This is a genomic window from Agrobacterium sp. A3-95 (assembly GCF_053521785.1).
Genome location: NZ_JBNWDR010000005.1, coordinates 197,808 through 222,629 on the forward strand (window position 1 = coordinate 197,808; position 24,822 = coordinate 222,629).

Annotated in this window: 22 protein-coding genes and 1 riboswitch; of the genes, 12 read left to right on the forward strand and 10 right to left on the reverse strand. The window is 58.5% G+C overall.

Features of this window, described 5'->3' with window-relative positions; translation table 11 throughout:
• Positions 1-8: 8 nt before the first annotated feature.
• Positions 9-119: riboswitch (TPP riboswitch) on the forward strand.
• 38 nt (positions 120-157) lie between these two features.
• The 4 genes from thiB (at position 158) to ACQZ5Y_RS15485 (ending at position 5,297) form a co-directional block, all read left to right on the forward strand.
• A complete protein-coding gene (gene thiB / locus ACQZ5Y_RS15470) occupies positions 158-1,171 on the forward strand; it encodes a thiamine ABC transporter substrate binding subunit (RefSeq protein ID WP_019566015.1) in 1,014 nt (337 codons plus the stop codon).
• 19 nt (positions 1,172-1,190) lie between these two features.
• Positions 1,191-2,816 carry a thiamine/thiamine pyrophosphate ABC transporter permease ThiP gene (gene thiP / locus ACQZ5Y_RS15475; protein WP_174050150.1) on the forward strand — a complete coding sequence of 542 codons (1,626 nt, stop codon included), beginning with the start codon at positions 1,191-1,193 and terminating at the stop codon, positions 2,814-2,816.
• Positions 2,813-3,529: an ATP-binding cassette domain-containing protein gene (locus tag ACQZ5Y_RS15480; RefSeq protein WP_174050147.1), complete on the forward strand. Its 717-nt coding sequence runs from the start codon at positions 2,813-2,815 to the stop codon at positions 3,527-3,529. Before thiP ends, ACQZ5Y_RS15480 begins: the two co-directional genes overlap by 4 nt.
• Before the next feature lie 307 nt (positions 3,530-3,836).
• The gene (locus tag ACQZ5Y_RS15485; RefSeq protein ID WP_025594597.1) at positions 3,837-5,297 is read left to right on the forward strand and encodes a M48 family metalloprotease; all 1,461 of its coding nucleotides are present in this window, start codon (positions 3,837-3,839) and stop codon (positions 5,295-5,297) included.
• Positions 5,298-5,358: 61 nt separating this feature from the next.
• On the opposite strand, the gene leuC is transcribed toward ACQZ5Y_RS15485, so the two are convergent.
• Positions 5,359-6,768: a 3-isopropylmalate dehydratase large subunit gene (gene leuC, locus ACQZ5Y_RS15490; protein WP_113473322.1), complete on the reverse strand. Its 1,410-nt coding sequence runs from the start codon at positions 6,766-6,768 to the stop codon at positions 5,359-5,361.
• 428 nt (positions 6,769-7,196) lie between these two features.
• On the opposite strand from leuC, the gene ACQZ5Y_RS15495 reads away from it, so the two are divergent.
• Positions 7,197-8,474, forward strand: coding sequence for an MFS transporter (locus ACQZ5Y_RS15495; RefSeq protein WP_003516599.1), 1,278 nt, complete (start codon positions 7,197-7,199; stop codon positions 8,472-8,474).
• A gap of 123 nt (positions 8,475-8,597) precedes the next feature.
• On the opposite strand, the gene ACQZ5Y_RS15500 is transcribed toward ACQZ5Y_RS15495, so the two are convergent.
• The 4 genes from ACQZ5Y_RS15500 to rplS form a co-directional block, all read right to left on the reverse strand.
• The gene (locus tag ACQZ5Y_RS15500) at positions 8,598-9,560 is read right to left on the reverse strand and encodes a rhizobiocin (protein WP_174059891.1); all 963 of its coding nucleotides are present in this window, start codon (positions 9,558-9,560) and stop codon (positions 8,598-8,600) included.
• Between the two features lie 180 nt (positions 9,561-9,740).
• Entirely contained in the window at positions 9,741-11,054 is a 1,314-nt protein-coding gene (locus tag ACQZ5Y_RS15505) for an HlyD family type I secretion periplasmic adaptor subunit (protein ID WP_174050144.1), read from the reverse strand.
• The gene (locus ACQZ5Y_RS15510) at positions 11,047-12,783 is read right to left on the reverse strand and encodes a type I secretion system permease/ATPase (protein ID WP_174050141.1); all 1,737 of its coding nucleotides are present in this window, start codon (positions 12,781-12,783) and stop codon (positions 11,047-11,049) included. The genes ACQZ5Y_RS15505 and ACQZ5Y_RS15510 overlap by 8 nt, the downstream gene beginning before the upstream one ends.
• A 249-nt stretch (positions 12,784-13,032) precedes the next feature.
• Positions 13,033-13,572 (reverse strand): 50S ribosomal protein L19, encoded by a 540-nt coding sequence (rplS, locus tag ACQZ5Y_RS15515; RefSeq protein WP_003492508.1) that lies wholly within the window; start codon positions 13,570-13,572, stop codon positions 13,033-13,035.
• Positions 13,573-13,839: 267 nt separating this feature from the next.
• Here rplS and ACQZ5Y_RS15520 point away from each other — a divergent pair, with 267 nt between their 5' ends.
• Positions 13,840-14,586: a sulfite exporter TauE/SafE family protein gene (locus ACQZ5Y_RS15520; protein WP_003516607.1), complete on the forward strand. Its 747-nt coding sequence runs from the start codon at positions 13,840-13,842 to the stop codon at positions 14,584-14,586.
• On the opposite strand, the gene trmD is transcribed toward ACQZ5Y_RS15520, so the two are convergent.
• The 5 genes from trmD to ffh all read right to left on the reverse strand — a co-directional run bounded on the left by trmD (position 14,583) and on the right by ffh (position 18,359).
• Positions 14,583-15,272 (reverse strand): tRNA (guanosine(37)-N1)-methyltransferase TrmD, encoded by a 690-nt coding sequence (trmD, locus tag ACQZ5Y_RS15525; protein ID WP_038492438.1) that lies wholly within the window; start codon positions 15,270-15,272, stop codon positions 14,583-14,585. The genes ACQZ5Y_RS15520 and trmD overlap by 4 nt on opposite strands.
• Positions 15,273-15,276: 4 nt before the next feature.
• Positions 15,277-15,843 (reverse strand): ribosome maturation factor RimM, encoded by a 567-nt coding sequence (gene rimM, locus ACQZ5Y_RS15530; RefSeq protein ID WP_003516610.1) that lies wholly within the window; start codon positions 15,841-15,843, stop codon positions 15,277-15,279.
• Positions 15,844-16,047: 204 nt separating this feature from the next.
• The gene (gene rpsP, locus ACQZ5Y_RS15535) at positions 16,048-16,425 is read right to left on the reverse strand and encodes a 30S ribosomal protein S16 (RefSeq protein WP_003516612.1); all 378 of its coding nucleotides are present in this window, start codon (positions 16,423-16,425) and stop codon (positions 16,048-16,050) included.
• 33 nt (positions 16,426-16,458) lie between these two features.
• Complete coding sequence (locus ACQZ5Y_RS15540; protein ID WP_013636924.1) at positions 16,459-16,776, reverse strand: chorismate mutase; 318 nt, start codon at positions 16,774-16,776, stop codon at positions 16,459-16,461.
• Positions 16,777-16,787: 11 nt separating this feature from the next.
• Entirely contained in the window at positions 16,788-18,359 is a 1,572-nt protein-coding gene (ffh, locus tag ACQZ5Y_RS15545; protein WP_003516616.1) for a signal recognition particle protein, read from the reverse strand.
• A 282-nt stretch (positions 18,360-18,641) separates the two neighbouring features.
• Between ffh and ACQZ5Y_RS15550 the strand changes: the two genes are divergently transcribed.
• From ACQZ5Y_RS15550 to ACQZ5Y_RS15575, 6 genes are all read left to right on the forward strand, one after another.
• Positions 18,642-19,757 carry an MBL fold metallo-hydrolase gene (locus tag ACQZ5Y_RS15550; RefSeq protein WP_162696494.1) on the forward strand — a complete coding sequence of 372 codons (1,116 nt, stop codon included), beginning with the start codon at positions 18,642-18,644 and terminating at the stop codon, positions 19,755-19,757.
• A gap of 121 nt (positions 19,758-19,878) precedes the next feature.
• Positions 19,879-20,781, forward strand: coding sequence for a diaminopimelate epimerase (dapF, locus tag ACQZ5Y_RS15555; RefSeq protein WP_080800083.1), 903 nt, complete (start codon positions 19,879-19,881; stop codon positions 20,779-20,781).
• Positions 20,778-22,052, forward strand: coding sequence for a tRNA (N(6)-L-threonylcarbamoyladenosine(37)-C(2))-methylthiotransferase MtaB (gene mtaB / locus ACQZ5Y_RS15560; protein ID WP_111790484.1), 1,275 nt, complete (start codon positions 20,778-20,780; stop codon positions 22,050-22,052). Before dapF ends, mtaB begins: the two co-directional genes overlap by 4 nt.
• A gap of 30 nt (positions 22,053-22,082) precedes the next feature.
• Positions 22,083-23,513, forward strand: a complete 1,431-nt coding sequence (gene ftsY, locus ACQZ5Y_RS15565; RefSeq protein WP_174050137.1) for a signal recognition particle-docking protein FtsY — start codon at positions 22,083-22,085, stop codon at positions 23,511-23,513.
• A gap of 2 nt (positions 23,514-23,515) precedes the next feature.
• Positions 23,516-24,166, forward strand: a complete 651-nt coding sequence (locus tag ACQZ5Y_RS15570) for a septation protein A (protein ID WP_003516625.1) — start codon at positions 23,516-23,518, stop codon at positions 24,164-24,166.
• The gene (locus tag ACQZ5Y_RS15575) at positions 24,163-24,759 is read left to right on the forward strand and encodes a DUF2585 domain-containing protein (RefSeq protein ID WP_174050134.1); all 597 of its coding nucleotides are present in this window, start codon (positions 24,163-24,165) and stop codon (positions 24,757-24,759) included. The genes ACQZ5Y_RS15570 and ACQZ5Y_RS15575 overlap by 4 nt, the downstream gene beginning before the upstream one ends.
• Positions 24,760-24,822: the final 63 nt, after the last annotated feature.

Sequence of the window (24,822 nt, forward strand, 5' to 3'; positions counted from 1 at the left end):
ATCATCATCTTGATCTAACGGGGTGTCTTTTGTGCTTGCGTGCAAAAGGCTGAGAGGCTTGCCAACCCGAAGAACCTGATCCGGTTCATACCGGCGGAGGGATTAGACGGCTTAAGGCAAGCGGCTATTTCCCTTTTCGTTTTTTGAGGAGATACCCGTGCGCCGTCGTCTTTTCTTGAATTCCCTCGTTGCCGTTTCGTTGTTTCTGCCCGGTATTGCCACTGCTCAGGACAGACAGGAACTGACCGTCTATACCTATGAAAGCTTCGTTTCCGAATGGGGTCCCGGCCCCAAGGTGAAAGAGGCCTTCGAGAAGGTGTGCAATTGCACGGTCAATTTCGTCGGTGTGGCGGATGGCGTGGCGCTGCTCAACCGCCTGAAGCTTGAAGGGGCGGCGTCGAAGGCGGATGTCGTTGTTGGTCTCGACACCAATCTGGTCGCGGAAGCGAAACAGACCGGCCTCTTCGATATCAGCGGTATCGATGCATCGGCGGCCAAGGTGCCGGGCGGTTACAAGGACGACGTTTTCGTCCCTTACGACTACGGTCATTTCGCCGTTGTCTACGACACGCAGACGATAAAAAATCCGCCGACGAGCCTGAAGGATCTGGTGGACGGCGATCCTTCACAGAAAATCGCCATTCAGGACCCGCGCACCTCCACGCCGGGGCTTGGCCTGCTCCTCTGGGTGAAGTCCGTTTACGGCGACAAGGCACCGGAAGCCTGGGCGAAGCTCCGGAAGCGCATTCTAACCGTCACGCCGGGCTGGTCGGAATCCTATGGCCTTTTCACCAAGGGTGAGGTGCCGATGGTGCTCTCCTACACCACGTCGCCTGCCTATCACATGGTCTCGGAAAAGACGGATCGCTATCAGGCCGCGGGTTTTTCCGAGGGGCACTACATCCAGATCGAGGTTTCCGGCCTTCTCAAAAACGCGCCGCACAAGGAACTGGCGAAGCAGTTCCTCGCTTTCACGCTCACATCAGGATTTCAGGATGCCATTCCGGAAAACAACTGGATGATGCCGGTCGCGGCAACGTCCACGCCCCTGCCCGAGGCATTTTCCAAACTCGTCGTACCGCAGAAGACCTTCCTGATGGACCCGGAAGAGGTGGCGAAGAACCGCAAGGCCTGGATCGACGAATGGCTTGCGGCCATGAGCATGAACTGAGCAAGAGGCACGCCCGCGCATGATGCTGCGTCGCGACTACAGATGGTCGATCATTGGCGGAACGGCGGCGTTTGCCGCCGTTTTCCTGTTCATGGCGCTTGCTGTCTCAGCACTCCTGTCTTTCGATGCCGGCACATCCGCCGCCGGAATCGTGGATGCCTACACGCTGCGCATCCTGCGCTTCACGCTCTATCAGGCAACGTTGTCCACTGTTCTTTCCATTGTTCTCGGACTGCCGGTGGCGCTTGCGCTCTCCCGCAGACAGGATTTTCCGGGGCGGATTTGGATTATCAGGTTGATGGCTGTGCCGATGGGGCTGCCGGTCATCGTCGGCGCCTTCGGCATTATCACGATCTGGGGCAGGCAGGGTGTTTTGAATACTGCCCTTGTTTTTGCCGGTGCGGAGCAGCCCTTCAGTATTTACGGCCTCTCCGGCATTCTCATCGCCCATGTGTTTTTCAATCTGCCGCTTGCGGTGCGGCTGATGCTGGCCGGGCTGGAGCGGATTCCGGGCGAATATTGGCGGATGGCAGCAAGTCTTGGCATAGGGCCGGTTTCGGTTTTCCGCTTCATCGAGTGGCCGGCCGTCTCGCGGCTTGTTCCCGGTATTGCCGGGCTTGTCTTTATGCTGTGCGCCACCAGCTTCACGCTAGTGCTTCTGCTGGGCGGTGGACCGGCGGCGACGACACTTGAGGTCGCAATCTATCAGGCGCTGCGGTTTGATTTCGATCCGCAACGGGCAATCGCGCTTTCGGTTTTGCAGATTGCAGTCACAGCAGTTCTGCTCGGCCTTCTTGCCTTTTTGCCATCGCCCGAGGCGGAAATTGCCTCGCTTGGCCGCCCTGTTCGCCGTTTCGACGGCAAGAGTGTTGGCGCGCGCCTGTGGGACGGAGCGGCAATCATTTTTGCGGTTCTGCTGGTCGGCCTGCCGCTTGTTGCCATAACCGTCTCGGGTTTGGGGGCCGATCTGCCGCGTCTTTTGTCAGCGCCGATCTTCCTGCGTGCGGCGGCGACCAGCCTTGCAATCGCTGCGTTCTCCGCAACTCTCGTCGTGCTCTGCTGCTTTGCGATCATCGGTGCGCGACAGGCCGTGGGTTCCAAACGGCACGCGGCTCAACCCTTGCGCCTTTTGTCCGCCACGCTCGGGGCGGGGTCATCGCTGGTGCTGCTGGTGCCGCCCGTCGTGCTGGGAAGCGGGTGGTTCCTGTTGCTGCGGCCCTTTGGAGATGTCAGTTTTTATGCTCCCGTTCTCGTGGCACTCATCAACATGCTGATGGCGTTGCCGCTTGCCATGCGGGTGCTGGAGCCAGCCTTTACCAGTCATTTTTTACGCACGTCCCGGCTCTCCGCCAGCCTTGGGCTTCAGGGATTGACGCGGCTGCGGTTCGCCGATCTGCCGGTTCTGCGGCGGCCGCTGCTGATGGCATTTTCCTTTGCCATGGCCCTGTCGCTCGGTGATCTCGGGGCGGTTGCCCTGTTCGGATCGGAAAATTTCATCACCTTGCCATGGCTGGTCTATAGCAATATGGGCAGCTACCGCACCAATGATGCCGCCGGATACGCGTTCATCCTTGGCATCGTCTGCCTGTTGCTTGCCGCGGGCGGCGTTTCACGGCAATCCCAATCAGCAAGGGCGAGCATATGACGGGTGACGAATTCGCCGTGGGGCTGGACAAGGTCAGGCTGCGGCTCGGAACGCAGGATTTCGATCTCGATTGTACATTCCCGCAAGGCCAGATGACCGCCGTCGTCGGTGCCTCCGGTTCTGGCAAGTCGACGCTCCTCAATCTCATTGCCGGTTTTGAATTGCCCGATTCCGGGCGCGTCCTGATCGGCGGGCGGGACATGAAGGCGCTCGATCCTTCCGAGCGACCGGTCTCTTCGATCTTCCAGGATAATAATCTTTTCGCCCATCTCGATATCTTCACCAATGTCGCGCTCGGCATCAGCCCCGGGCTGCAGCTGGGGGCGGAAGACAGGCAGAGGATCGACGTGGCGCTCACACGCGTTGGTCTTGCGGGTTTTGACAAACGTTTGCCGGGCACGCTTTCCGGCGGGGAAAGGCAAAGGGCGGCGCTGGCGCGTGCGCTGGTCCGGAAAAAACCGGTCATGCTGCTGGACGAGCCTTTCGCGGCCCTAGATCCGGGGCTGCGGGCGGGCATGACCTCCCTGCTTCTCGACTTGCATGCCGAAACAAAAAATACGGCGATTATTGTTACGCACCATCCAGACGACATAAAAAAGCTGGCGCAGCGGGTGGTTTTTCTTGATCGTGGCCGCGTTGTCTATGCGGGCTCGACCACAGATTTCTTCGCCACACAAAATGTGAAGGCGGTCGACAGTTTTCTGAACGGCTGATCGCCTTATTTTCGACGCGTGCCGCTGGCAATCGCTTTAGATAACTTCAATGGCGTTAATTTGCACTTGCCAGTTTCAAGTCGTTGCCCGAGAAAAGACGAGAATTATTGCGTTCTTCAGGAATATTCCGGACTTGATGGATCGTTTTTACCGTTTCGACATTCATGGCTCGTTGGGGCGAATCTGTTATTCTGGTCTGCAATTAACGGATGATCAGGAACGTTAGGGGCAGGCATAGAGAATGAGAAATAGCATGACTGCGCAGTGGAGGCTTTTCTCCCGTTCAGGCCTTCGCCGTTCGGGCAGGATGGCTGCCGTGTGTTCCGTGCTGACGGCGTCTGCCGTATTCCTGTCATCGTGTCAGTCTCTCTTCAGCCCGGCCTACCAGTCCACCTTGCGGCCTTCGGACAATCCGCAGACCGTGGAAGAGGTGCAGAAGAATGATCCCCGTGCGCAGATGGGCGCGCGCGAACATCCGCGTATTGTGGCGAGTTATGGTGGCGAATATCGTGATGCCAAGACGGAGCGGCTTGTCGCCCGTATTGCCGGCGCGCTGACGGCTGTTTCGGAAAATCCGCAGCAATCCTATCGCATCACCATCCTCAACTCGCCTGCTATCAACGCTTTTGCGCTGCCGGGGGGGTATCTTTACGTGACGCGCGGGCTTCTGGCACTCGCCAACGATGCATCGGAAGTGGCCGCCGTGCTTTCGCATGAGATGGGCCACGTTACCGCAAACCACGGCATCGAGCGCCAGCGCCGGGAAGAGGCGGAGGTGATTGCAAGCCGTGTGGTCGCCGAGGTTCTGTCGAGCGATCTCGCCGGCAAACAGGCGCTTGCGCGCGGCAAGCTGCGGCTTGCGGCTTTTTCGCGCCAGCAGGAATTGCAGGCAGACGTGATTGGTGTGCGCATGTTGGGTGAGGCCGGCTACGACCCCTTCGCATCGCCGCGGTTTCTGGATTCCATGGCAGCCTATGCGCGTTTCTCCTCGGCTGATCCCGAAAATGACCAGAGCCTCGACTTTCTTTCCAGCCACCCCAACACGCCGCAGCGCATCGAGCTTGCACGCCGGCATGCCCGCGCCTTCGGTCAGGACGGTCAGGTCGGGGATCGTGGTCGCGACTGGTTTCTGGATGGCATAGATGGCCTGCTTTACGGCGACAGCCCGCAGGAGGGTTATGTCCGAGGCCAGACCTTCCTGCACGGAACGCTCGGTATCCGTTTCGATGTGCCGGAAGGTTTCGTCATCGACAACAAGGTCGAGGCCGTTCTTGCGACGGGTCCGGGCGATGTGGCGATCCGTTTCGACGGCGTGGCCGATCCGAAACAGACCACTCTTGCCAATTACTTGACCAGCGGCTGGGTTGCCGGCCTAATGCCGGAAACCGTGAAGGAAACGCAGATCAACGGTCTGGAGGCTGCGACAGCCCGTGCGACGGCGGACAAATGGGACTTTGACGTTACCGTCATCCGTGTCGGTCAGCAGATATTCCGCTTCCTGACGGCCGTGCCGAAGGGGAACACGCAGCTCGATTCCATCGCCAACGTGTTGCGAACGAGTTTCCGCAAGATGACGCCGCAGGAGATCGCATCGTTAAAACCTCTGCGCGTGCGCGTGGTGACGGTCAAGCCCGGTGAAACCGTGGCAACGATTGCCGCACGTATGATGGGGACCGACCGCAAGCTCGACATGTTCCGCATGATGAATGCGATGAGCGCCACCGCCACGCTTCAGCCCGGCCAGCGGGTGAAGATCATTGCGGAATGAGATGCTAACAAAAAACCCCGGATTGTGATCCGGGGTTTTTCGTTTCAGACGTTATCGATAATTACCGCCACTCGCGCACATCGACGAAATGACCGGCGATGGCCGCCGCCGCTGCCATGGCGGGGGAGACGAGGTGGGTGCGGCTCTTATAGCCCTGGCGGCCCTCGAAGTTGCGGTTCGAGGTGGAGGCGCAACGTTCGCCAGGCTTGAGGCGGTCGTCATTCATGGCAAGGCACATGGAGCAGCCCGGTTCGCGCCATTCGAAACCGGCTTCGAGGAAAATCTTGTCCAGACCTTCCTTTTCCGCCTGCTCCTTCACGAGACCGGAGCCGGGCACGATCATGGCCGAGACGGTGGGCGCGACCTTGCGGCCGTCGACGATCTTTGCCGCTGCGCGCAAATCCTCGATACGGCCATTGGTGCAGGAGCCGATGAAAACGCGGTCGATGGCGATATCGGTGATGCGCGTACCGGGTTTCAAGCCCATATAATCCAGCGCACGCCACTTGGAAGTACGCTTGTTTTCTTCCTCGATATCATCCGGATTGGGAACGATGCCCTCGACGGACGTCACGTCCTCAGGCGATGAGCCCCAGGAGACGATCGGCGGCAGATTGGCGGCGTCCAGCACCACGATCTTGTCGTAATGGGCGCCCTCATCGGATTTCAGCGTTTTCCAGTAGGCGATGGCCTGTTCCAACGTCACGCCCTTTGGTGCGCGCGGCTTGTCCTTGATGTAGTCAAAGGTGGTCTCATCAGGCGCGATCAGACCTGCACGGGCGCCGCCCTCGATGGTCATGTTGCAAACCGTCATGCGGCCTTCCATGGAGAGCGAGCGGATTGCCTCACCGGCAAATTCAATCACATGGCCGGTGCCGCCCGCTGTGCCAATCTCGCCGATAATGGCGAGGATGATGTCCTTGGCGGTGACGCCTTCCGGAACCTTGCCATCGACACGCACCAGCATGTTCTTGGCCTTTTTCTGGATCAGCGTTTGGGTCGCCAGCACATGCTCCACTTCCGACGTGCCGATGCCGTGCGCCAGCGCGCCGAAAGCACCATGGGTGGAGGTGTGGCTGTCGCCGCAAACAATCGTCATGCCCGGCAGGGTGAAGCCCTGTTCCGGGCCAACGATGTGGACGATGCCCTGACGCTTGTCGCGCTCGGAATAATATTCGACACCGAAATCCTTGGCATTTTGCGCAAGCGCTTCCACCTGGATACGGCTTTCCTCGTTCTTGATGCCTTCCAGCCGGTCGGCTGTGGTTGGCACGTTATGATCGACGACGGCAAGCGTGCGGGTGGGCGAATGGACCGGACGGCCGGCGATGCGCAGGCCTTCAAAGGCCTGCGGGCTCGTCACCTCATGGACCAGGTGACGGTCGATATAGAGAAGACAGGTTCCGTCCGGGTCACGATTGACGACGTGGTCGTCCCAGATCTTGTCGTATAAGGTGCGGGGTGCGCTCATGGCTCTATGCCTTGTCATGGAAAGGTAAAATCAGGGTTCAGTAAGGCGGTGGACAGCGGGTGCTGTCAGGCGAGCCTAAGTCGGCTGTTGAGCGCCCCGGAAATGCGCGCAAAAAACCGTGCCGGCAGACGCTTGTGGTCCTGCAGCACATAAACATTCTGCGCGAGACATCCGAATTTAGATCCCATGGCGGTCTTCATAGCAGATTGCCGGTTTCGCGGCAATATGAATGCACGCAGACCGCAAAACGGTGACCCGGCGGCTTTGATGTGCGCCGCATCATGTACTCAGGGCTTTAAAATGCCGGTTTCGCAGCCCTTTCGGCATTGGTTATGATGCAATGCAACTTGCGTATCTTGCGGCGCACATATAGATGGGTCCCCTTATCATTTGCATTTCGACGAGCAATCGAAGGGAGGGAAAAGCACATGGTATCGGAAAAATCCCTAATCTCGAAGATCACCTGGCGGCTGATGCCGTTTCTTGGCCTTCTCTATCTCATCGCCTATATCGACCGGCAGAATGTCAGCTATGCCAAGCTGCAGATGGTCGATGCGCTGAGCCTCAGCGAATATGCCTACGGACTTGGCGCTTCGCTGTTCTTCATCGGCTATTTCCTCTTTGAGGTTCCGAGCAACCTTTTCCTCAACCGTTTCGGCGCCAGCAAATGGTTCGCCCGCATTCTGGTGTCCTGGGGTGCCGTCACCATCGCGCTTGCCTACACGCAGAATGCGACGATGTTCTACATCCTGCGCTTCCTGCTCGGGCTTTGCGAGGCCGGTTTCTTCCCGGGCGTGCTGTTCCTTATGACGCTGTGGTTCCCGCGCGATTATCGCGGCCGCATGATCGGCCTGTTCATGATCTTCAGTGCGCTTGCCAATGCCATCGGCGCACCGCTTGGCGGCATGCTGCTCGATCTCGATGGTTTCCTCGGTTATGCCGGCTGGGAATGGGTGTTCCTGGCGACGGGTATTCCCGCCGTGATCGCCGGTATCGTTACCTTCTTCTATCTGGACGATACGCCGGAAAAAGCGAAGTTCCTGACGCAGGCCGAGAAGGACTGGTTGAAGAACCGACTGGCCGAAGAAAACAAGGGCATGGAAGAGCATGCGGAGGACGGCTTCAAGGCGCTGATCAATCCGCGCGTGCTGTTCATGGCGCTTTGCTATGTCGGCTTTCCGCTGGCGGCCTATGGTCTCAGCTACTGGCTGCCGACGATCGTAAAGAGCTTCGGCGTTTCCAACACCGCCAATGGCTTCATCAACATCATCCCCTGGGTGATCGTGGCCGTCGCTCTCTTCGTCGTGCCCCTGGCGGCTGACAAGGCAAAAAACAAAACGCCTTATATCGTCGGCCCTGCCTTCGTCGGCGCGTTTTGCCTGCTGATGTCGGCGCTGCTCAGCGATCCGGTATTGCAGTTCGCCTTCCTTTGCATCGCCGCTGCGGGCATTTTTGCTGGCCAGCCGGTGTTCTGGAGCCTGCCCGGCCGCTTCCTCAAGGGAGCCGGTGCCGCTGCCGGCATCGCCGCCATTAATTCCGTCGGCAATCTCGGTGGTTTCGTGGCGCAGAACGTGGTGCCTTGGATCAAGGACCAGACCGGCAGCACGATTGCGCCGATGTTCTTCCTTGCCTTCTGCCTTGCGCTGGCAGGTGTGCTCGTCATCATCGCGGCGCGAAAAATGGGCAATCAGGCCGAGGCCGCCTGATCTGCAAGATAGTGGCAGCCGGCATAATTTCCGAACCGCCGCATATGTAAAAAATCATGGCCCGGATATGTCCGGGCCATGATACATTTAAACGGTAACCGATGAAATTCTCTTCGAGAGAAATTACGCCGTGAACCAATCACTGCCGGTCAGGTGAACGCCGGAGAGAATGATCTTCTCACCCTTGTGCTCGCCAGTAACGTTGTAGCTGAGGACGGTATCGTTATCAAAGGTCGAAACCGCCCAGTTATCGATCACTGTACCGACCAGCTTGAGCTTGTCCATGGAGGCGTTGAAGCCTTCGATGGTATCTGTGGCAAAGCTCTTCGCCATGTCACCCAGATTGAAGACGAAGGTATCGGCGCCACCGCTTGCGATGATGTGGTCGATGCCCTTGCCACCGGTGACCAGCGACGAAGCGAGCTTTACACCGCTCAGGTCGATAGAGTCGTTACCCGCACCGGCATCGATCTTGACGGAGGTGTAGCTGCCGTCGGTGATACCAGCACCACCATTCACAGCGCCGGTATTGGCGGCAAGACCGCCCGTGCCCGCAGCCGACGTGTCATTGAAGGCAGCGCCGGCCTTGACGGTGATCGTGTCGTTGCCTGCGCCGGTGTCGATGTTGAAATTGTTGACCCAGGTCTTTTCGTTCGAAACGACAGATACGGTAACCGTGTCGTTGCCTGCGCCGGTCGTGATGTTACCGCGCTTGGCATTGAGAACTTCAACGGTGGACGAACCGGTGCCGCCGAGGTGAACGTCTACCTGTACGAAATCCTTGAACTTAAGGTTTTCAGAGGTGTCAGACTGGGCAAGAGCGTTCTTCACCGAATTCCATGCCGAGGATACGTCAAATGTGAAGCCGTTTGCGTTGGGGTCGTAGCCGACATCGACAGTGCCACCAGCACCGGTACCGGCAACCGCCACAGCGCCAACGCTGACAGCGCCTGAATCGAGCGTAGAGCCGTTTTTGACCTGTGCTGTGGATTCCGTGAGGAGCTTATATGCTTCCTGATCGATCAGGCTGGTGAGCGACGAAACCGATGCCGCGCCGCCATTACCAAGAGTTACTTTTAACGCCATTTTACTCTCCTATAAATTTTTGAGAATTCGATGTATCGAAATTAAATTTAATAAATATTGCGGGTGATAATTAGTACATTATAAATGGCAAGACAATATGAGAAATTGTTTTTTTTGGAAAAATTCTCGCTCTTGGTGTATTTGCGAATCGTTTCTAAGAAAACATGTAATGAAAGTCTTTTATTCCTGCAGGAACGTCTTTCTAAGCCTGTCCTGGAACGGTTTGACAAAATAGGAAAGAACGCTTCTTTCGCTTGTCTGTATGAAGACTTCGGCCGGCATGCCCGGATACAACCGTCCACCTGGTATATGGTCCATTCCAGTTTTGCTCGGCTTGATGCGCAGTGCGTAAAATGACGCACCGCTTCGGGAATCTGTCTGCAAGTCCGGGGCGACGACTGCGACTTCAGCGCTTACATCCGGCGTCGTGCTCTGATTGAAAGCCGTGAAGCGAATGGTCACTGGCTGCCCGACATAGATCTGGTCTATGTCGTTTGGAAGAACATTGGCGTCGATTGCAAGATCTTCCTTTGCCGGCACCACCAGCATAAGCACTTCGCCCGGCTGGATGACGCCGTTTATGTTGTGCACAGACAGCTGGTAGATACGCCCCGCAATCGGCGAGCGAATATCGAGGCGGTTGAGCTGGTCGCGTGTTGCCGCAAGCCGTTCCTCGTATTCCGCAACGGTGGCTTCGATTGACGTCAGATCTTTTGTGACCTCGGACTTGCGGTCCTCGTCAAGCTGAAGCGACTGCAAGTCCATTTCGCTCAGCTTGCCTACCGTCTGCGCACGCGCGGCCATATACTGGCCCTGCTGACCTTCGAGATTGGAAAGCTGCCGCTTGAGAAGGTTGAGGCGCTGAAGCGTTACCAGCCCCTTGGCATATAGCTCCCGTGTCTTTGAGACGTCTTCCCTTACGATAGCAAGTTCATTGTTGGTCGCCTCAATCTGCACGTCCATGCCCCGCGCTTCATCGGCTAGCTGATCCTTGCGCGTTACCAATTGCTTCTTCATGCCAATCAGTGCACTGCGACGGCTGTTGAAAAGGTTCTGCTCACTGTCGATGAATGTTTTGGCAGCTTTCGAATTGGTTAAGACGGCCAGATCTTCAGGCGTTGTGAAAGAGTCGGCGTCGGAGATTTCGGCACGCAGACGCGCGCGGCGTGCATAAAGCTGCGCGAGCGTATTTTCGACAATGGACAGGTTTGCCTGAACGATCGTGCCACTCAGCCGCAGCAAAACCTGACCGGCCTCCACCGTGTCACCTTCCGCAACATTGATCTGGCTGACGATACCGCCGGAAAGGTGCTGAATTTTCTTGGAGTTGCCTTCGACAACGACCCGGCCCGTGGCGACGACTGCCCCCGAAAGCTTCGCGAGAGCCGCCCAGCCACCCAGGCCGAAAAGAAGGCCGGCAGCAAGAACGACTACGGCGGTTGAGTGTTTGACGATAGATGTTTTCGTCACGCCGGTTTTTTCTCCCTCAACCATTTTCACCCACCCGGCTTTCCAGCTTGCGTACTTCTTCTTCTGTTTCCGGCACCTGGCGAATATTTTGACGCAGGATTTGCGCAAGCACCTCTTCCTTGGTGCCGAAGCGAAGCATGCGGCCGTTGCTCATCACCATCACAAGATTGACGCTTTCGATGGCGCTCGGACGATGGGCAATGACGACCACGATGCCGCCCCGCGCCCTTATGTCGCCAATGGCGTTGCGCAAGGCTGCCTCGCCTTCGCTGTCCAGATTGGAGTTCGGCTCATCGAGGATGACAAAGAATGGCTCACCGAAAAGTGCCCGCGCCAGGCCGATGCGCTGTTTTTGTCCGCCTGACAATGCCTCTCCACGGTCGCCGATATAGGTGTCGTAACCGTTGGGCAGGTTCAGGATGAGATCATGAACCTGAGCGGCCTTGGCTGCCGAAACGATGGCTTCCGCCGTTGCGTCACGGTCGAAGCGCGCGATATTTTGCGCGGCCGTGCCTGGCATCAGCTCCACCTGCTGGGGCATGTAACCGATGGATTTACCGAGAACCTCGAAATCCCACTGGTTCAGTGCGGCCCCATCGAAGCGCACGGAGCCGCGCTCATAGGGCCAGATACCGGTTATCAAACGTGCCAGCGTGGATTTACCGGAAGCGCTCGGCCCAATGATGCCAAGGCCATCGCCCGCGTTCAACGTGAAGGAAATATCGGCCACGGTATCTCGCGCACCATTGGGCGGACCGCCGGTCACGCGATCGATGGCAACGGTGTATTTCGGTGGTGGCAGGGAAAGCGGCTGTGCAGGTTCCGGTACGAGTTCGAGAAACTCGTTGATGCGTTTCCAGCCCTGTCTCGCAGTCATGAAGCTGCGCCAGTTTGCAATTGCGTGTTCGACAGGGCCCAGCGCTTTGGCCGAGAGGATGGAGCCTGCGATGATGCTACCCGCTGATGCATGCCCCTCGATAACCAGCAGGGCGCCGATTGCCATCACACCCGACTGTAACAAAAGGCGGAATGTTCGGGAAATCGCGGCGAGCATGCCCGCCGTGTCCGACGTCGAGAGTGTGACGGCGCGGTAATTGGAGTGCAGATCGTCCCACATCGACGTCACCGCATTCATCATGCCCATGGTTCTTATGGACTCGATGTTGCGCTGGCTGCTGCCGACGAGTGCATTTCTCTGTCCGCGCACGGTGTAGGCCTGTTTGGTCGCCCTTTCGGTCAGCCAGTTGGTTATGAGCGTCAACACGACAAGGACCAGGGCGCCGCCAAGCACGGCAAAACCGATCCAGGGATGCAAGGCAAAACAGATCAGCAGATAGATGGGCAGCCAGGGAATATCAAAGAAAGCTGCTGGTCCCGGCCCGGACAGGAATTGACGTATCTGATCGAGATCGCCGACGATCTGCAGCCCGTCTACCTTGCCGTAGGCGGCAAGTGGTGCGCTGATTGATGCCCTGAAGAGCTTCTGATTGAGCTCGTCGTCCATATTGTCCGAGATGCGAGCCAATATCCTGCCGCGCAGAGCATCGAACCCGACGAGAAAGGCATAGAGAATAACCAGCAGAACAACGAGAGCGACAAGAGAAGGAATACTCTTGCTCGGCAGAATCCGGTCATAAACCTCCAGCATGAAAAGGGAGCCGGAAAGGTTGAGAATATTCATGAGTGCGCTGGCAAGGCCGACAGCAAAGAAAGCGCGCTTATTTTTTGTTAAAAAAGAATTAAAAAAAAACATATCAACACCTAAAACTGCGCGAAAATTGCACAATAAGTGAAACTAGGCAATGCTATTAGAGAATGTTCTAAATAAATTAGGCAAAGAGATAAGTAGCAATACGACTTTGATCTTGATCTGTCGATACGGAGATGGGGTCGAAGGCTGGACGTGACGCTATGTCGCCCACCAGAGTGTTATGGCGCATCGATGCAACAAAAAAGGCGGTCCAAAGACCGCCTTCTCCGTAAATCCATCAAAATGGAAATCTTATTCCGCTGCAGTTTCCGCAGCCTTTGCTGCTTCTTCTGCTGCCTTGGCTTCTGCTGCTTCGGCTGCTGCCTTTTCGGCGGCGAGAGCCTGTGCTGCTGCTACCTTTTCAGCTTCCAGACGTGCCTTTTCTTCGGCGACTGCCTGGCGCTCGGATTCGTTCAGCTTGCGGGCGCGCGTACCAGTGTTTTCAACGATACGGGCAGCCTTGCCGCGACGATCGCGCAGGTAGTAGAGCTTCGCGCGGCGAACCTTACCGCGGCGAACGATTTCAACGCCTTCGACCAGCGGGGAGTAGATCGGGAATACGCGCTCGACGCCTTCGCCGTAGGAGATCTTGCGAACGGTGAAGCTCTCGGAAAGGCCGCCGCCGGAACGGGCGATGCAAACGCCTTCGTAAGCCTGAACACGGGTACGGTTACCTTCGGTAACGCGCACGTTGACGCGCAGCGTGTCGCCCGGAGAAAACTCAGGCAGGGTGCGCTTTGCTTCGATCTTGGCAGCCTGTTCGGCTTCCAGCTGCTGAATGATATTGGTCATGTTAACCTCTGATTTCTTCTGAAACAGCCAGAGCGCTCAACGTTTCGTCTGTCGGTCAATGCCTTCAGACCATGCCGTGCGGCAGGAGCGGGTTCGCCATTCTTTGCTTGCGGTTAAAGGGGAAAACCCCAATTCCACGCGGGCACATACACGAGGCAGCGCCATTTGTCATCCCTTCATGACAATATTTTATCAATTGTGGGCGACGTACGGGCTGTTGCGAAGGTGCGTTTACCCGGTTATGGCATGAAAACCTTGGGAGGGGCCATGTCCGTACTTATTATCATGATGCTGTTTGCGACCGGCTTTCTATCTGGCGTGGTCAATGCGATCGCCGGTGGCGGCACCTTTTTGACCTTCGGGGCGATGACGCTTGCAGGCCTGCCGCCGATTGTCGCCAATGCCACGTCGGCAATCGTGCAGTTTCCCGGTTACATCACCTCCGTGATCGCCTACGGGCCTGAAATCCGCGCCCACTGGCGCGAGGCGATCCTCCTGTCGGCCGTCTCCATCGTCGGCGGGCTGGCGGGGTCGCTTTTGCTCCTGTCGCTCGACAACCCCTCCTTCCGCCAGCTTGTGCCATGGTTGCTTCTGGCCGCAACCGTTGTTTTTGCCGCTGGCCCGTGGCTGCGACCGAAGGCCAGTGCCGAGCGTTCACCCGGTAATGTGCCGAGCCTCTTCTTTCAGGGGCTCGCCTCCATCTATGGTGGTTTTTTCGGGGCGGGCATGGGCATCATGATGCTGGCCATCCTCGGAATGACCTCGGGTGGCAGCTATCATCATCTGAATGCCCTGAAGAACCTGCTCTCGGTGGTGATCGCGATCATCGCCATTACGATCTTCGTCAGCGGCGGCGTCGTTTCCTGGTGGGCCGCCCTCATCATGTTCCCGGCGGCCGCGCTTGGCGGATATGTGGGGGTGCACACGGCAAGGCGGGTGCCGCAGTGGATCATCCGCTGGCTGGTCATTGCCGTCGGGCTGGTGCTGACGGCCTATTATTTCGTCTCGGTTTAAACCTTGGCCTTTTCCAGCAGGTCGGGCCGTCTTTCCTTCGTCAACGCCAGCGCCTGCTCGTGCCGCCATTTGTCGATGACGGCGTGATTGCCAGAGGTGAGAACGGCTGGGATGTCGCGGCCTTCCCAGACCTGCGGACGGGTGTAGTGCGGATGCTCCAGAAGCCCACCCTCGAAGCTTTCATGCACGCCTGAGAGATCGTTGCCCATGACGCCCGGCAGAATGCGGACAATGGCGTCCAGAAGCGTCAGGGCGGCCGGCTCGCCGCCGGAGAGAATGTAATCGCCGATCGACACTTCCTCCAACCCGCGCGCCTCTATGACCCGCTGGTCGACGCCTTCGAAGCGGCCACACACGATAATCGCGCCGTCGCCTGCCGCCAGTTCGCGCACTCGGTCCTGCGACAGTGGCTTGCCGCGCGGGCTCATCAGCAGACGCGGTCGCGTATCTCCATCTGAAACATGGTCGATGGCTGCGGCCAGAATGTCGGGTTTCAGCACCATGCCGGCGCCGCCGCCTGCCGGGGTGTCGTCCACGCTTCTGTGCCTGTCGGTGGCGAATTCACGGATCTGCACGGCCTCAAGTGACCATTGCTCGCGCTCCAGCGCCTTGCCCGCCAGCGAATATCCGAGATGCCCGGGAAACATTTCCGGGTAGAGCGTCAGAACTGTTGCCTTGAACGTCATGGCCTTATTTCTTGCCGAAAGGCGATGCGCCGGTTTCGTCTTTGTCGTCCGGATTGTCGATCAGGCCAGCGGCCATGGGATCGATGAGAATGCGTCTCGCCTCCAGATCAATTTCAAGCACGGCTGCTTCCGAAAAGGGGATGAGGGCGGGACGGCGGCCCGCACCTTTCAGCTCCAGGAGGTCGCCTGCGCCGAAATCGTAAACGGCGCTGACGGCGCCATAGCTTTTGCCTTCGGCATCGACGGCTTCCAGCCCTTCGAGGTCGGCATAATAAAATTCGTCGTCGTCCAGCTCGTCATCCGGCAGATTGTCGCGTTCGATGAACAGTTCGAGCCCGTTCAGGCTTTCCGCCGCATTGCGGTCGTTGATACCCCTGAAGCGGACGACAACCACATTCTTGCCCTCGCGCACTTCCAGAATTTCGAAGACGCGGCCATCGGCGCTGACCAGATTGCCGTAATCGCCGAGCGCCATCGGTTCGTCCGTATAGGTGCTGACGCGGACTTCGCCGCGCAATCCCTGTGCGCCGCCGATCTTTGCCATGAGTATCGGGTTTTCCAGCTTTGCCATCGGGCCGTCCGTCTTCTGGTGTTGGTTGCGTCTGGTTTACAGCATCAGCGTGAAAATCGGAATCGATTTTCACAGGGCACGATGCGCAGATCCAACGCGTTAGAGCATAGTTCCTGACGCTCTAAAGTTTGTTGATACCAAAATAAACAAAAAACGGGCGGCATGGAAAACCACGCCACCCGTTCTCTAAAATTCTATTGCAGATTATTCTGCAGCAGAAGCTTCTGCTGCGGCAGCAGCTGCGTCTTCAGCCTTCTGCTTCTTTTCTGCAACGCGTTCCAGAGCGCGCTTGCCCGGCAGTGCCTTTTCCGGGTTGCTGCGAGCGGCGCGATCGGCAAGGCCTGCCTCTGCGAGGAAGCGCAGAACGCGGTCGGTCGGCTGTGCGCCCTTGGCGATCCATTCCTTGATGAGGTCAGCCTTCAGCTCGATGCGCTGCGGGTTGTCCTTGGCGAGCATCGGGTTCCAGGAACCGACCTTCTCGAGGAAACGGCCGTCGCGGGGCGAACGGGCGTCAGCAACGACGATCTGGTAGTACGGGCGCTTCTTGGAACCACCGCGTGCGAGACGAATTTTAAGTGCCATGTTATTTACTCCTTGAGATAGCTTGTCCGCCGGTTAGGCGGTCTTTTCATTACCGCCATGTTCGGCGGCTATTGCTTCATGATGCCGGATGACTTCCTTGATGACGAAGTTTAGAAACTTCTCGGCGAAATCCGGATCCAGATTGGCATCCTTTGCCAGACGGCGAAGGCGTTCGATCTGGTATTCCTCGCGCGCCGGGTCCGCCGGCGGCAAATTGTATTTTGCCTTCAGCACGCCCACCGCCTTGGTACAGCGGAAACGTTCGGCAAGAATGTGAACCAGTGCGGCATCGATATTGTCGATCGACTGGCGGTATTCGGAAAGCTGGGCTTTCACTTCTGCGTTGTTCACTGGCGTCGCCCTCACTTCTTTTTGGGGAAGCCGGGCAGGCCCGGCATGCCGCCAAGACCCGGCAGCTTTGTCCCGCCCAGACCGGGTAGCCCGCCGGGCAGACCACCGAGACCGGGCATTGCGCCCGGCTTGCCAAGACCGGCAGCTTCAGCCTGTTTTTGAAGCGCTTCGAGCTGCTTCGGGTCGATGTTCGACAGATCAGGCATGCCGCCGCCCATCATGCCACCAAGCCCCATCTTGCCCGCAAGGCCGCCCATCATCTGCTTCATGATGCCGCCCTTGCCCTTGCCGCCCATGGCTTTCATCATGTCGGCCATTCCACGGTGCATCTTCAAGAGCTTGTTGATTTCGGCTGCATCGGTGCCGGAACCGGCGGCGATGCGCTTTTTGCGGCTGTGTTTGAGGATATCGGGATTGGCGCGTTCGGCCTTGGTCATCGACGAGATGATGGCGATCTGGCGGTCGAACATCTTGTCGTTGAGGCCTGCGGAAGCCATCTTGTCCTTCATGCCGGCCATGCCGGGCATCAGCCCCATGATACCGCCCATGCCACCCATCTTCTTCATCTGGGCAAGCTGGTCGGAGAGATCGTTAAGGTCGAACTTGCCCTTGGCCATCTTCTCGGCCATGGCACGGGCTTTTTCCGCATCGATGTTTTCGGCAGCCTTCTCGACCAGCGAGACGATGTCGCCCATGCCGAGAATACGGTCGGCGATACGGCGCGGATGGAACTCGTCGAGTTCGTTCATGCGCTCGCCGATACCGATCAGCTTGATCGGCTTGCCGGTGACGGCGCGCATGGAGAGGGCCGCACCACCGCGCCCGTCGCCATCCATACGGGTGAGCACGAGACCGGTGATGCCGACGCGTTCATCGAAGTTGCGCGCCAGATTGACGGCGTCCTGACCGGTCAGCGAATCCGCGACCAGCAGGATTTCATGCGGGTTGGACTTCTTCTTGATGTCGGCCATTTCCAGCATCAAGGGTTCGTCGATATGGGTGCGGCCGGCGGTGTCGAGAATGACGACGTCATGGCCGCCGAGCTTGGCGGCCTGCACGGCGCGTGCGGCGATATCTGTCGGCGACTGGCCGGCGATGACCGGCAGCGTGTCGACACCGGTCTGCACGCCCAGTTGGCGAAGCTGTTCCTGTGCGGCCGGACGGCGCGTGTCGAGAGATGCCATCAGCACCTTCTTCTTGTCGCGGTCGGTCAGGCGCTTGGCGATCTTGCCTGTGGTCGTGGTCTTGCCCGAACCCTGCAGACCCACCATCATTATGACGACGGGGGCGGCCGCATGCAGATCGATCGAGACGCCTTCGGTGCCGAGCATCTCGACAAGTTCGTCATGCACGATCTTGACGACCATCTGGCCGGGCTTGATGGATTTCAGAACGGCTGCGCCGACAGCCTTTTCACGCACCTTGTCGGTGAAGGAACGCACGACTTCCAGCGCAACGTCCGCTTCCAGAAGCGCACGGCGAACCTCGCGCAGGGCGGCGGCAACATCGGCTTCCGTCAGCGCGCCACGGCCGGTCAGTCCATTCAGAATGGAACCAAGGCGGTCCTGGAGGTTTTCAAACATCGTTTCTTCCTTCTTCGTTCCGGGATCTCCGAAACGTCGGTGCTTTCGCTGCCAAAAACAAGACGCAAAGCCAAAAAGCACCCGAGGGCGCATCGCGCTGTCGGGTGTTGACCTCCGGGATCTCTTTATACCTTTGCGGGTCCCGGTCGGCGGCTTGGAGTCATGAAACTGCCAGCTGATTGGCCGCGATAAACAGGAAAGTGCCGTGAAAGTCAAGGGAGTGCCGGTTTTCATGCGGCAAAGCGTGCCTTGTCATCTTTACGTGATCAGACGAAAGCTGCGATGGCGGTGCTTGAACGGCGTCGCCTGGCTTCTTATACCTTTCCCATGAAACGTCGAAACTTCTTTCGTTTTTCCGCACTTGGTCTGCTTGCTCTTGCGGGCGGCGGCCTGTTTGCGCGCCGCTCTAACGCCAGCGCCTATTATACTGGGCCGGTCTCCGATCATTTCGACGGGGTGCGTTTCTTCAATCCCGGCGGTTCGCCGCCCGGCAATTTCATGGGCCTCCTGAAATGGCGCTTCAACGGCGAGCGCGCCACGTGGCCGGAAAACTATCCCAGCCCGTTTCCGTTCGCAAAGCCGGAGCCCCGCATCGACGGCAAGGACATTCGCGTCACCTTCGTCGGTCACGCCTCCTTTCTCATCCAGACGGCAGGGCTGAATATTCTCATCGATCCGGTGTGGTCGCAGCGTACCAGCCCGTTCAGCTTCGCCGGTCCCAAACGCGTCAACCCGCCGGGCATCCGTTTTGAGGATTTGCCGCCGATCGATCTGGTGCTGGTGACGCATAATCACTACGACCATCTGGATATGGAAACGCTGAAGCGCCTGCATGTCGCGCACAAGCCGCTTTTCATCACGCCGCTTGGCAATGACGCCATCATCCGCACCGGCGTCGAGGCAGCGCGCATCAAGGTGGGGGACTGGGGCGATGTCCTTGAGATTGGCTCGGTCAAAATTCATTTCGAGCCGTGCCACCATTGGTCGGCGCGTGGGCTGAATGACCGGCGCATGGCGCTGTGGGCGGCCTTCGTCATCGAAACGCCTTATGGCAAGATTTATCATATCGGCGATACCGGCTTCCACGACGGCCTCAATTATCACGCCGCGCGCAAGAAACACGGTGAGTTCCGTCTCGCCAACCTGCCTTTCGGCGCCTATGAGCCGCGCTGGTTCATGAAGGGCCAGCACCAGAACCCGGCGGAAGCGGTGGAAGGCATGAAGATCTGCGGTGCGGCACATGTCTGCGGCCACCATTGGGGCACTGTGCAACTGACCGATGAAGCGGTCGAAGCTCCTCTTGTCGCGCTGAAGGCAGCGCTTGCTGAGCAAGGGATAGAGGAGAGCCGCTTCCAGCCCATGCGGCCCGGCGAAGTCTTCGACGTACCTTCCGCCTGAGCGGCTCAGCGGTTTGCGCCGCAACAGTCTGGTAATTTGCCGTCCTTTCCGCCATATAGAGCGAAAGTGCGGGCAAAGCCCGTCTTTGTTCCGGTTTCAGGTAGTTTTCAGGTTCAGTACGATGGCGGATACGGTCGAATTTGCGAAGATGAACGGGCTTGGCAACAAGATCCTCGTTGTCGACATGCGCGGCCGCAGGGATATGGTGACGCCTTCGGCGGCCATCGCGCTCAATGCCGATCCCGCCACGCAGTTCGATCAGATCATGGCGATCCACGATCCGCGTGTCGGCGGCACCGATGCATTCATCGATATCCTCAATTGCGACGGCACGAAGGCGCAGGCCTGCGGCAACGGCACGCGCTGCGTGGTGCAGGCGCTGTCCTCTGAAACCGGCAAGACCACCTTCACCTTCCAGACGGTGGCGGGCATCCTTAACGCCGTTGAGCATGAAGACGGCATGATTTCCGTTGATATGGGCCTGCCGCGTTTTCGCTGGAGCGACATTCCGCTTTCCGAAGAGTTCCACGATACGAGCCGCATCGAGTTGCAGATCGGGCCGATCGACGCGCCAATCCTGCATTCGCCCGCCGTCATGTCCATGGGAAACCCGCACGCCATTTTCTGGGTGGATCGCGATCCGATGGAGTTCGATCTGGAACGCTTCGGTCCGCTTCTGGAAAACCACCCGATGTTCCCTGAAAAGGCCAATATCACCCTGGCACAGGTTATTTCCGACAGTGCGCTTCGCACCCGCACCTGGGAGCGCGGCGCCGGGCTGACGCTCGCCTGCGGTTCTGCCGCATGTGCCGCTGCCGTTTCCGCTGCGCGCACCGGCCGCACGGGCAGGAAGGTCACTATCGATGTTGCCTCCAGCCCCGTGCGTGTGCCGCTTACAATTGAGTGGCGCGAGGACAACCACGTCATCATGACCGGGCCGGCCGAATGGGAATGGTCCGGCATGGTCGATCCCATCAACGGCGCCTGGTCGCGCGATGCCGTGGCTGAGCAGGGGGCCATATGAGCGGCGTCGAGGTCATAACCTTCGGCTGCCGTCTCAATACCTATGAATCGGAAGTGATGCGGGCGGAGGCCGAAAAGGCTGGGCTCAACAATGCCGTCTTGGTCAATACCTGCGCGGTGACCGGCGAGGCGGTGCGCCAGGCGCGCCAGGCCATCCGTCGGGCAAGGCGCGACAATCCGCATGCGCGCATCATCGTGACCGGCTGTGCTGCCCAGACTGAAAAACAGACCTTTGCCGAGATGCCCGAAGTGGATGCGGTGCTGGGCAATGAGGAAAAGCTGAAAAGCGCCTCCTATCGCGCACTGCCGGATTTCGGCGTTTCGGCGGAAGAAAAGCTGCGCGTCAACGACATCATGAGCATCAAGGCGACGGCGCCGCAGATGGTCAAGCACATTGACGGGCATGTCCGTGCCTTCATTCAGGTGCAGAACGGCTGCGATCATCGCTGTACCTTCTGCATCATTCCCTATGGGCGGGGCAATTCCCGCTCCGTGCCGATGGGCGCTGTGGTCGAGCAGGCGCGTAGGCTGGTGGAAAGCGGCTATTGCGAAATCGTGCTGACCGGGGTGGATGCTACCAGCTACGGTGCCGACCTGCCGGGCGAACCTTCGCTAGGGCTTCTTGCCAAAACATTGCTGAAGCAGGTGCCGGAAATCTTGAGACTTCGGCTATCCTCGATCGACAGCATCGAGGCCGACCACCATCTGATGGATCTGATTGCCGGTGAGGCGCGTTTCATGCCGCATCTTCACCTGTCCCTCCAGCATGGCGACGACATGATCCTGAAACGCATGAAACGCCGTCATTTGCGGGCCGATGCCATCCGTTTCTGTCACGAGGTGCGGTCGCTCCGGCCGGATATCGCATTCGGTGCTGATATGATCGCCGGTTTTCCGACCGAGAACGAAGAGATGTTCGAAAACGCCGCGACGCTTGCGGAAGAATGCGGCATTTCCAGCCTGCACGTATTTCCCTACAGCCCGCGTGCCGGCACGCCGGCGGCGCGTATGCCGCAGCTCGACCGTGCGCTGGTGAAGGAGCGGGCGGCGAGGCTTCGCGAACGTGGCGAGGCACTCAGGCTCGTGCATCTGCAAAACATGCTCGGTTCGACGCAAACGATCCTCGTTGAAAACACCGGTTTTGCGCATACCGACAATTTCACGCTGGTGGCGGCGCCCGATCTTCTCCCGCGCACTCTTGCGCAGGTTGAGATTACCGGCCACAACGGCAAACATCTGAACATGAAGCTTCTCGCAGCGGACGCGGCCTGAAGCGGCACAGGAAAAGACACGGGAACGACCATGGCCCTCGGCTTCATCAAAAAAGTCTTTTCTTTCGGCAAGGACAAGGCCGGGACTGACGGCAAGCCGCAAGAGGATTCCGCGCTTGAACGCGCCAGAGAAAATGTCTCTTTCGATGAGGCACTGAGCGAAGCCGAAGCGCATCCCATTGTCGAGAAAGACCCTGTTTCCGAACTGGAGATTGAGACGGCCGGTGGGCCTGCTCCGGATGCCGATGCGGCCCTTTCCAACGACCAGGAGGAAGAGGACGCGCCGCTTCTGCCCGGCGCCGAGCAGGCCGGAGACATCGGCGTTGTTCCGCTGTCGCTGTTGCAGGCCGAAGCTGCTGCCGAAGAACAGGCCGAGGTTTTGCCCGAACCTGCCGATGCCGTGCTCGATGCAGATGCGATGGATGCGCTGCTCGATGAGGCGGAGGCTGCCGGTGCCGTCGAGCCCTCTGCCGTTTCGCCGATCTTGCCGAAAGGTTTTGCGGCGGCAAGCGAGCGCGAAGAGCCTGTCGCCGAAGCGCCGCAGCCGAAGCTCAGCTGGTTCCAGCGCCTGCGGGCCGGGCTTGCGCGCACCTCCTCGCAACTTACCACCCAGATTTCGGCGCTGTTCACCAAGCGCAAGCTGGATGAGGATACGCTCGACGAACTGGAAGACCTTCTCATCCAGTCGGATCTCGGTGTCGAGACCGCCATGCGCATCACGGGCGCCTTGTCTTCGGAACGTTACGGCAAGGATGTCAGTGGCGAGGATGTGGCGCGCATCATGGCGGGTGAGATCACCAAGGTCCTGAAACCTATCGCCAAGCCGCTGGAACTCGATCTTTCACACAAGCCGCATGTCATTCTCGTCGTCGGCGTGAACGGCACCGGCAAAACCACGACCATCGGCAAGCTCGCCTCCAAGCTCTCGGGCTCTGGCCTCAAGGTTATGCTCGCGGCCGGCGATACGTTCCGTGCGGCGGCAATCGAGCAGCTCAAGATCTGGGCGGATCGCACCGGCTCGCAATTCATTGGCACCAAACTCGGTGCGGATGCCTCGGGTCTCGCTTACGACGCCTATGAGCAGGCGCGTGCGCAAAAAAGCGATGTGCTCATCATTGATACTGCCGGCCGTTTGCAGAACAAGACGGAGCTGATGGCGGAGCTGGAAAAGATCGTGCGCGTGCTCGGCAAGCTCGATCCCGATGCGCCGCATACCGTGCTTCAGACACTGGACGCCACGACCGGGCAGAACGCCTTGAACCAGGTGGAGATATTCCGCAATGTTGCGGGTGTTTCGGGCCTGATTATGACAAAATTGGATGGCACGGCGCGGGGCGGTATCCTCGTGGCCATTGCCGCCAAACACAAGCTGCCGGTGTATTTTATCGGTGTGGGTGAAGGCGTGGACGATCTGGAGCCCTTCGAGGCGGAAGATTTCGCCAAGGCCATTGCGGGAGTTTGAGTATGGATATTGAAAGCAATTCCAAGGAAAGCGAAAAGATGGTGGCGGAAATCAGCCCGCTCCTGAAATTCGTGCTCGAGCTTGGCCCGCTTATGGTGTTCTTTTTCGCCAATTCCCGCGGCGAATGGCTGGCCTCCACTTTTCCGGTACTGACGGAGTTCGGCGGGCCGATCTTCATCGCCACCGGCCTGTTCATGATCGCAACCGCAATTGCGCTTTCCGTCTCATGGATGCTGACGCGCAAGCTGCCGATCATGCCGCTGATATCAGGCATTGTGGTTCTCGTGTTCGGTGCGCTGACGCTGTGGCTGCAGAACGATACCTTCATCAAGATGAAGCCAACCATCGTCAATGCGCTGTTCGGCGTCATTTTGCTGGGAGGCCTGTTTTTCGGCCAGTCGCTGCTTGGCTATGTCTTCAATTCGGCCTTCAGGCTAAACGATGAGGGCTGGCGCAAGCTGACGCTGCGCTGGGGCGTGTTCTTCCTCTTTCTCGCCGTGCTGAACGAGGTGGTCTGGCGCATGTTCTCAACCGACGCATGGGTTGCGTTCAAGGTGTGGGGCACGATGCCGATCACGATCATCTTCACCATGGCGCAAATGCCGCTCGTCATGCGTCATTCGCTCGAACCGCTGAACAAGGACGAAAAATGACAGTTGCAGAGATGCCGGCTTCCCGTCCGCGCTCGTTCAAATGGTTCGGTGTCGCCGGCGGACTTCTTCTCCTACAGATCGTCATCCTCCATGCCATGGGCCGCATTCCCATTTGCGAATGCGGTTATGTGAAGCTGTTCGAACCCGGTGTGAACACGCCGGGCAATTCCCAGCATCTTGCCGACTGGTACACGCCCTCACACATTATCCACGGCTTCTTGTTTTACGGGCTCGCCTGGCTGCTGTTTCGCAAGAAACCCCTTTCCATGCGGCTTTCTTTTGCGGTTTTGATAGAGGCAGCGTGGGAAATTCTCGAAAACTCGCCGCTCATCATCGATCGTTACCGCACGGCGACCATGGCGCTGGGTTATACCGGCGACAGCATCCTGAACTCCGCGATGGACACCGTTTTCATGGCGCTGGGTTTCCTTTTCGCCGCCCGCGTGCCGGTGTGGCTGACGGTTGCGATCGCCATCTTCTTTGAAATCTTCACCGGCTGGCTGATCCGCGATAATCTGACGCTGAACGTAGTGATGCTTGTCTGGCCCGTCGAAGCGATCAAGCAATGGCAGAACGCGCTCCCGCCAATGTGAAGATATCTGTCCGTACGTGCGTCGGAAAGGCACGAAAACCCTGCCTTATATGCAAGTTTTCTT

Excerpts from the sequence above, each read along its gene's own strand:
- leuC (WP_113473322.1), bottom strand. The coding sequence starts at position 6,768 with ATGAGCGCACCCCGCACCTTATACGACAAGATCTGGGACGACCACGTC.
- ftsY (WP_174050137.1), top strand. The coding sequence starts at position 22,083 with ATGGCCCTCGGCTTCATCAAAAAAGTCTTTTCTTTCGGCAAGGACAAG.
- thiP (WP_174050150.1), top strand. The coding sequence starts at position 1,191 with ATGATGCTGCGTCGCGACTACAGATGGTCGATCATTGGCGGAACGGCG.
- ACQZ5Y_RS15500 (WP_174059891.1), bottom strand. The coding sequence starts at position 9,560 with ATGGCGTTAAAAGTAACTCTTGGTAATGGCGGCGCGGCATCGGTTTCG.
- ACQZ5Y_RS15510 (WP_174050141.1), bottom strand. The coding sequence starts at position 12,783 with ATGTTTTTTTTTAATTCTTTTTTAACAAAAAATAAGCGCGCTTTCTTT.
- ACQZ5Y_RS15570 (WP_003516625.1), top strand. The coding sequence starts at position 23,516 with ATGGATATTGAAAGCAATTCCAAGGAAAGCGAAAAGATGGTGGCGGAA.
- ACQZ5Y_RS15480 (WP_174050147.1), top strand. The coding sequence starts at position 2,813 with ATGACGGGTGACGAATTCGCCGTGGGGCTGGACAAGGTCAGGCTGCGG.
- rpsP (WP_003516612.1), bottom strand. The coding sequence starts at position 16,425 with ATGGCACTTAAAATTCGTCTCGCACGCGGTGGTTCCAAGAAGCGCCCG.
- rimM (WP_003516610.1), bottom strand. The coding sequence starts at position 15,843 with ATGGCAAAGCTGGAAAACCCGATACTCATGGCAAAGATCGGCGGCGCA.
- ACQZ5Y_RS15505 (WP_174050144.1), bottom strand. The coding sequence starts at position 11,054 with ATGGTTGAGGGAGAAAAAACCGGCGTGACGAAAACATCTATCGTCAAA.
- ACQZ5Y_RS15485 (WP_025594597.1), top strand. The coding sequence starts at position 3,837 with ATGGCTGCCGTGTGTTCCGTGCTGACGGCGTCTGCCGTATTCCTGTCA.
- mtaB (WP_111790484.1), top strand. The coding sequence starts at position 20,778 with ATGAGCGGCGTCGAGGTCATAACCTTCGGCTGCCGTCTCAATACCTAT.
- ACQZ5Y_RS15550 (WP_162696494.1), top strand. The coding sequence starts at position 18,642 with ATGGCGGTGCTTGAACGGCGTCGCCTGGCTTCTTATACCTTTCCCATG.
- ACQZ5Y_RS15520 (WP_003516607.1), top strand. The coding sequence starts at position 13,840 with ATGTCCGTACTTATTATCATGATGCTGTTTGCGACCGGCTTTCTATCT.
- rplS (WP_003492508.1), bottom strand. The coding sequence starts at position 13,572 with ATGACCAATATCATTCAGCAGCTGGAAGCCGAACAGGCTGCCAAGATC.
- ffh (WP_003516616.1), bottom strand. The coding sequence starts at position 18,359 with ATGTTTGAAAACCTCCAGGACCGCCTTGGTTCCATTCTGAATGGACTG.
- ACQZ5Y_RS15575 (WP_174050134.1), top strand. The coding sequence starts at position 24,163 with ATGACAGTTGCAGAGATGCCGGCTTCCCGTCCGCGCTCGTTCAAATGG.
- dapF (WP_080800083.1), top strand. The coding sequence starts at position 19,879 with ATGGCGGATACGGTCGAATTTGCGAAGATGAACGGGCTTGGCAACAAG.
- trmD (WP_038492438.1), bottom strand. The coding sequence starts at position 15,272 with ATGACGTTCAAGGCAACAGTTCTGACGCTCTACCCGGAAATGTTTCCC.
- ACQZ5Y_RS15495 (WP_003516599.1), top strand. The coding sequence starts at position 7,197 with ATGGTATCGGAAAAATCCCTAATCTCGAAGATCACCTGGCGGCTGATG.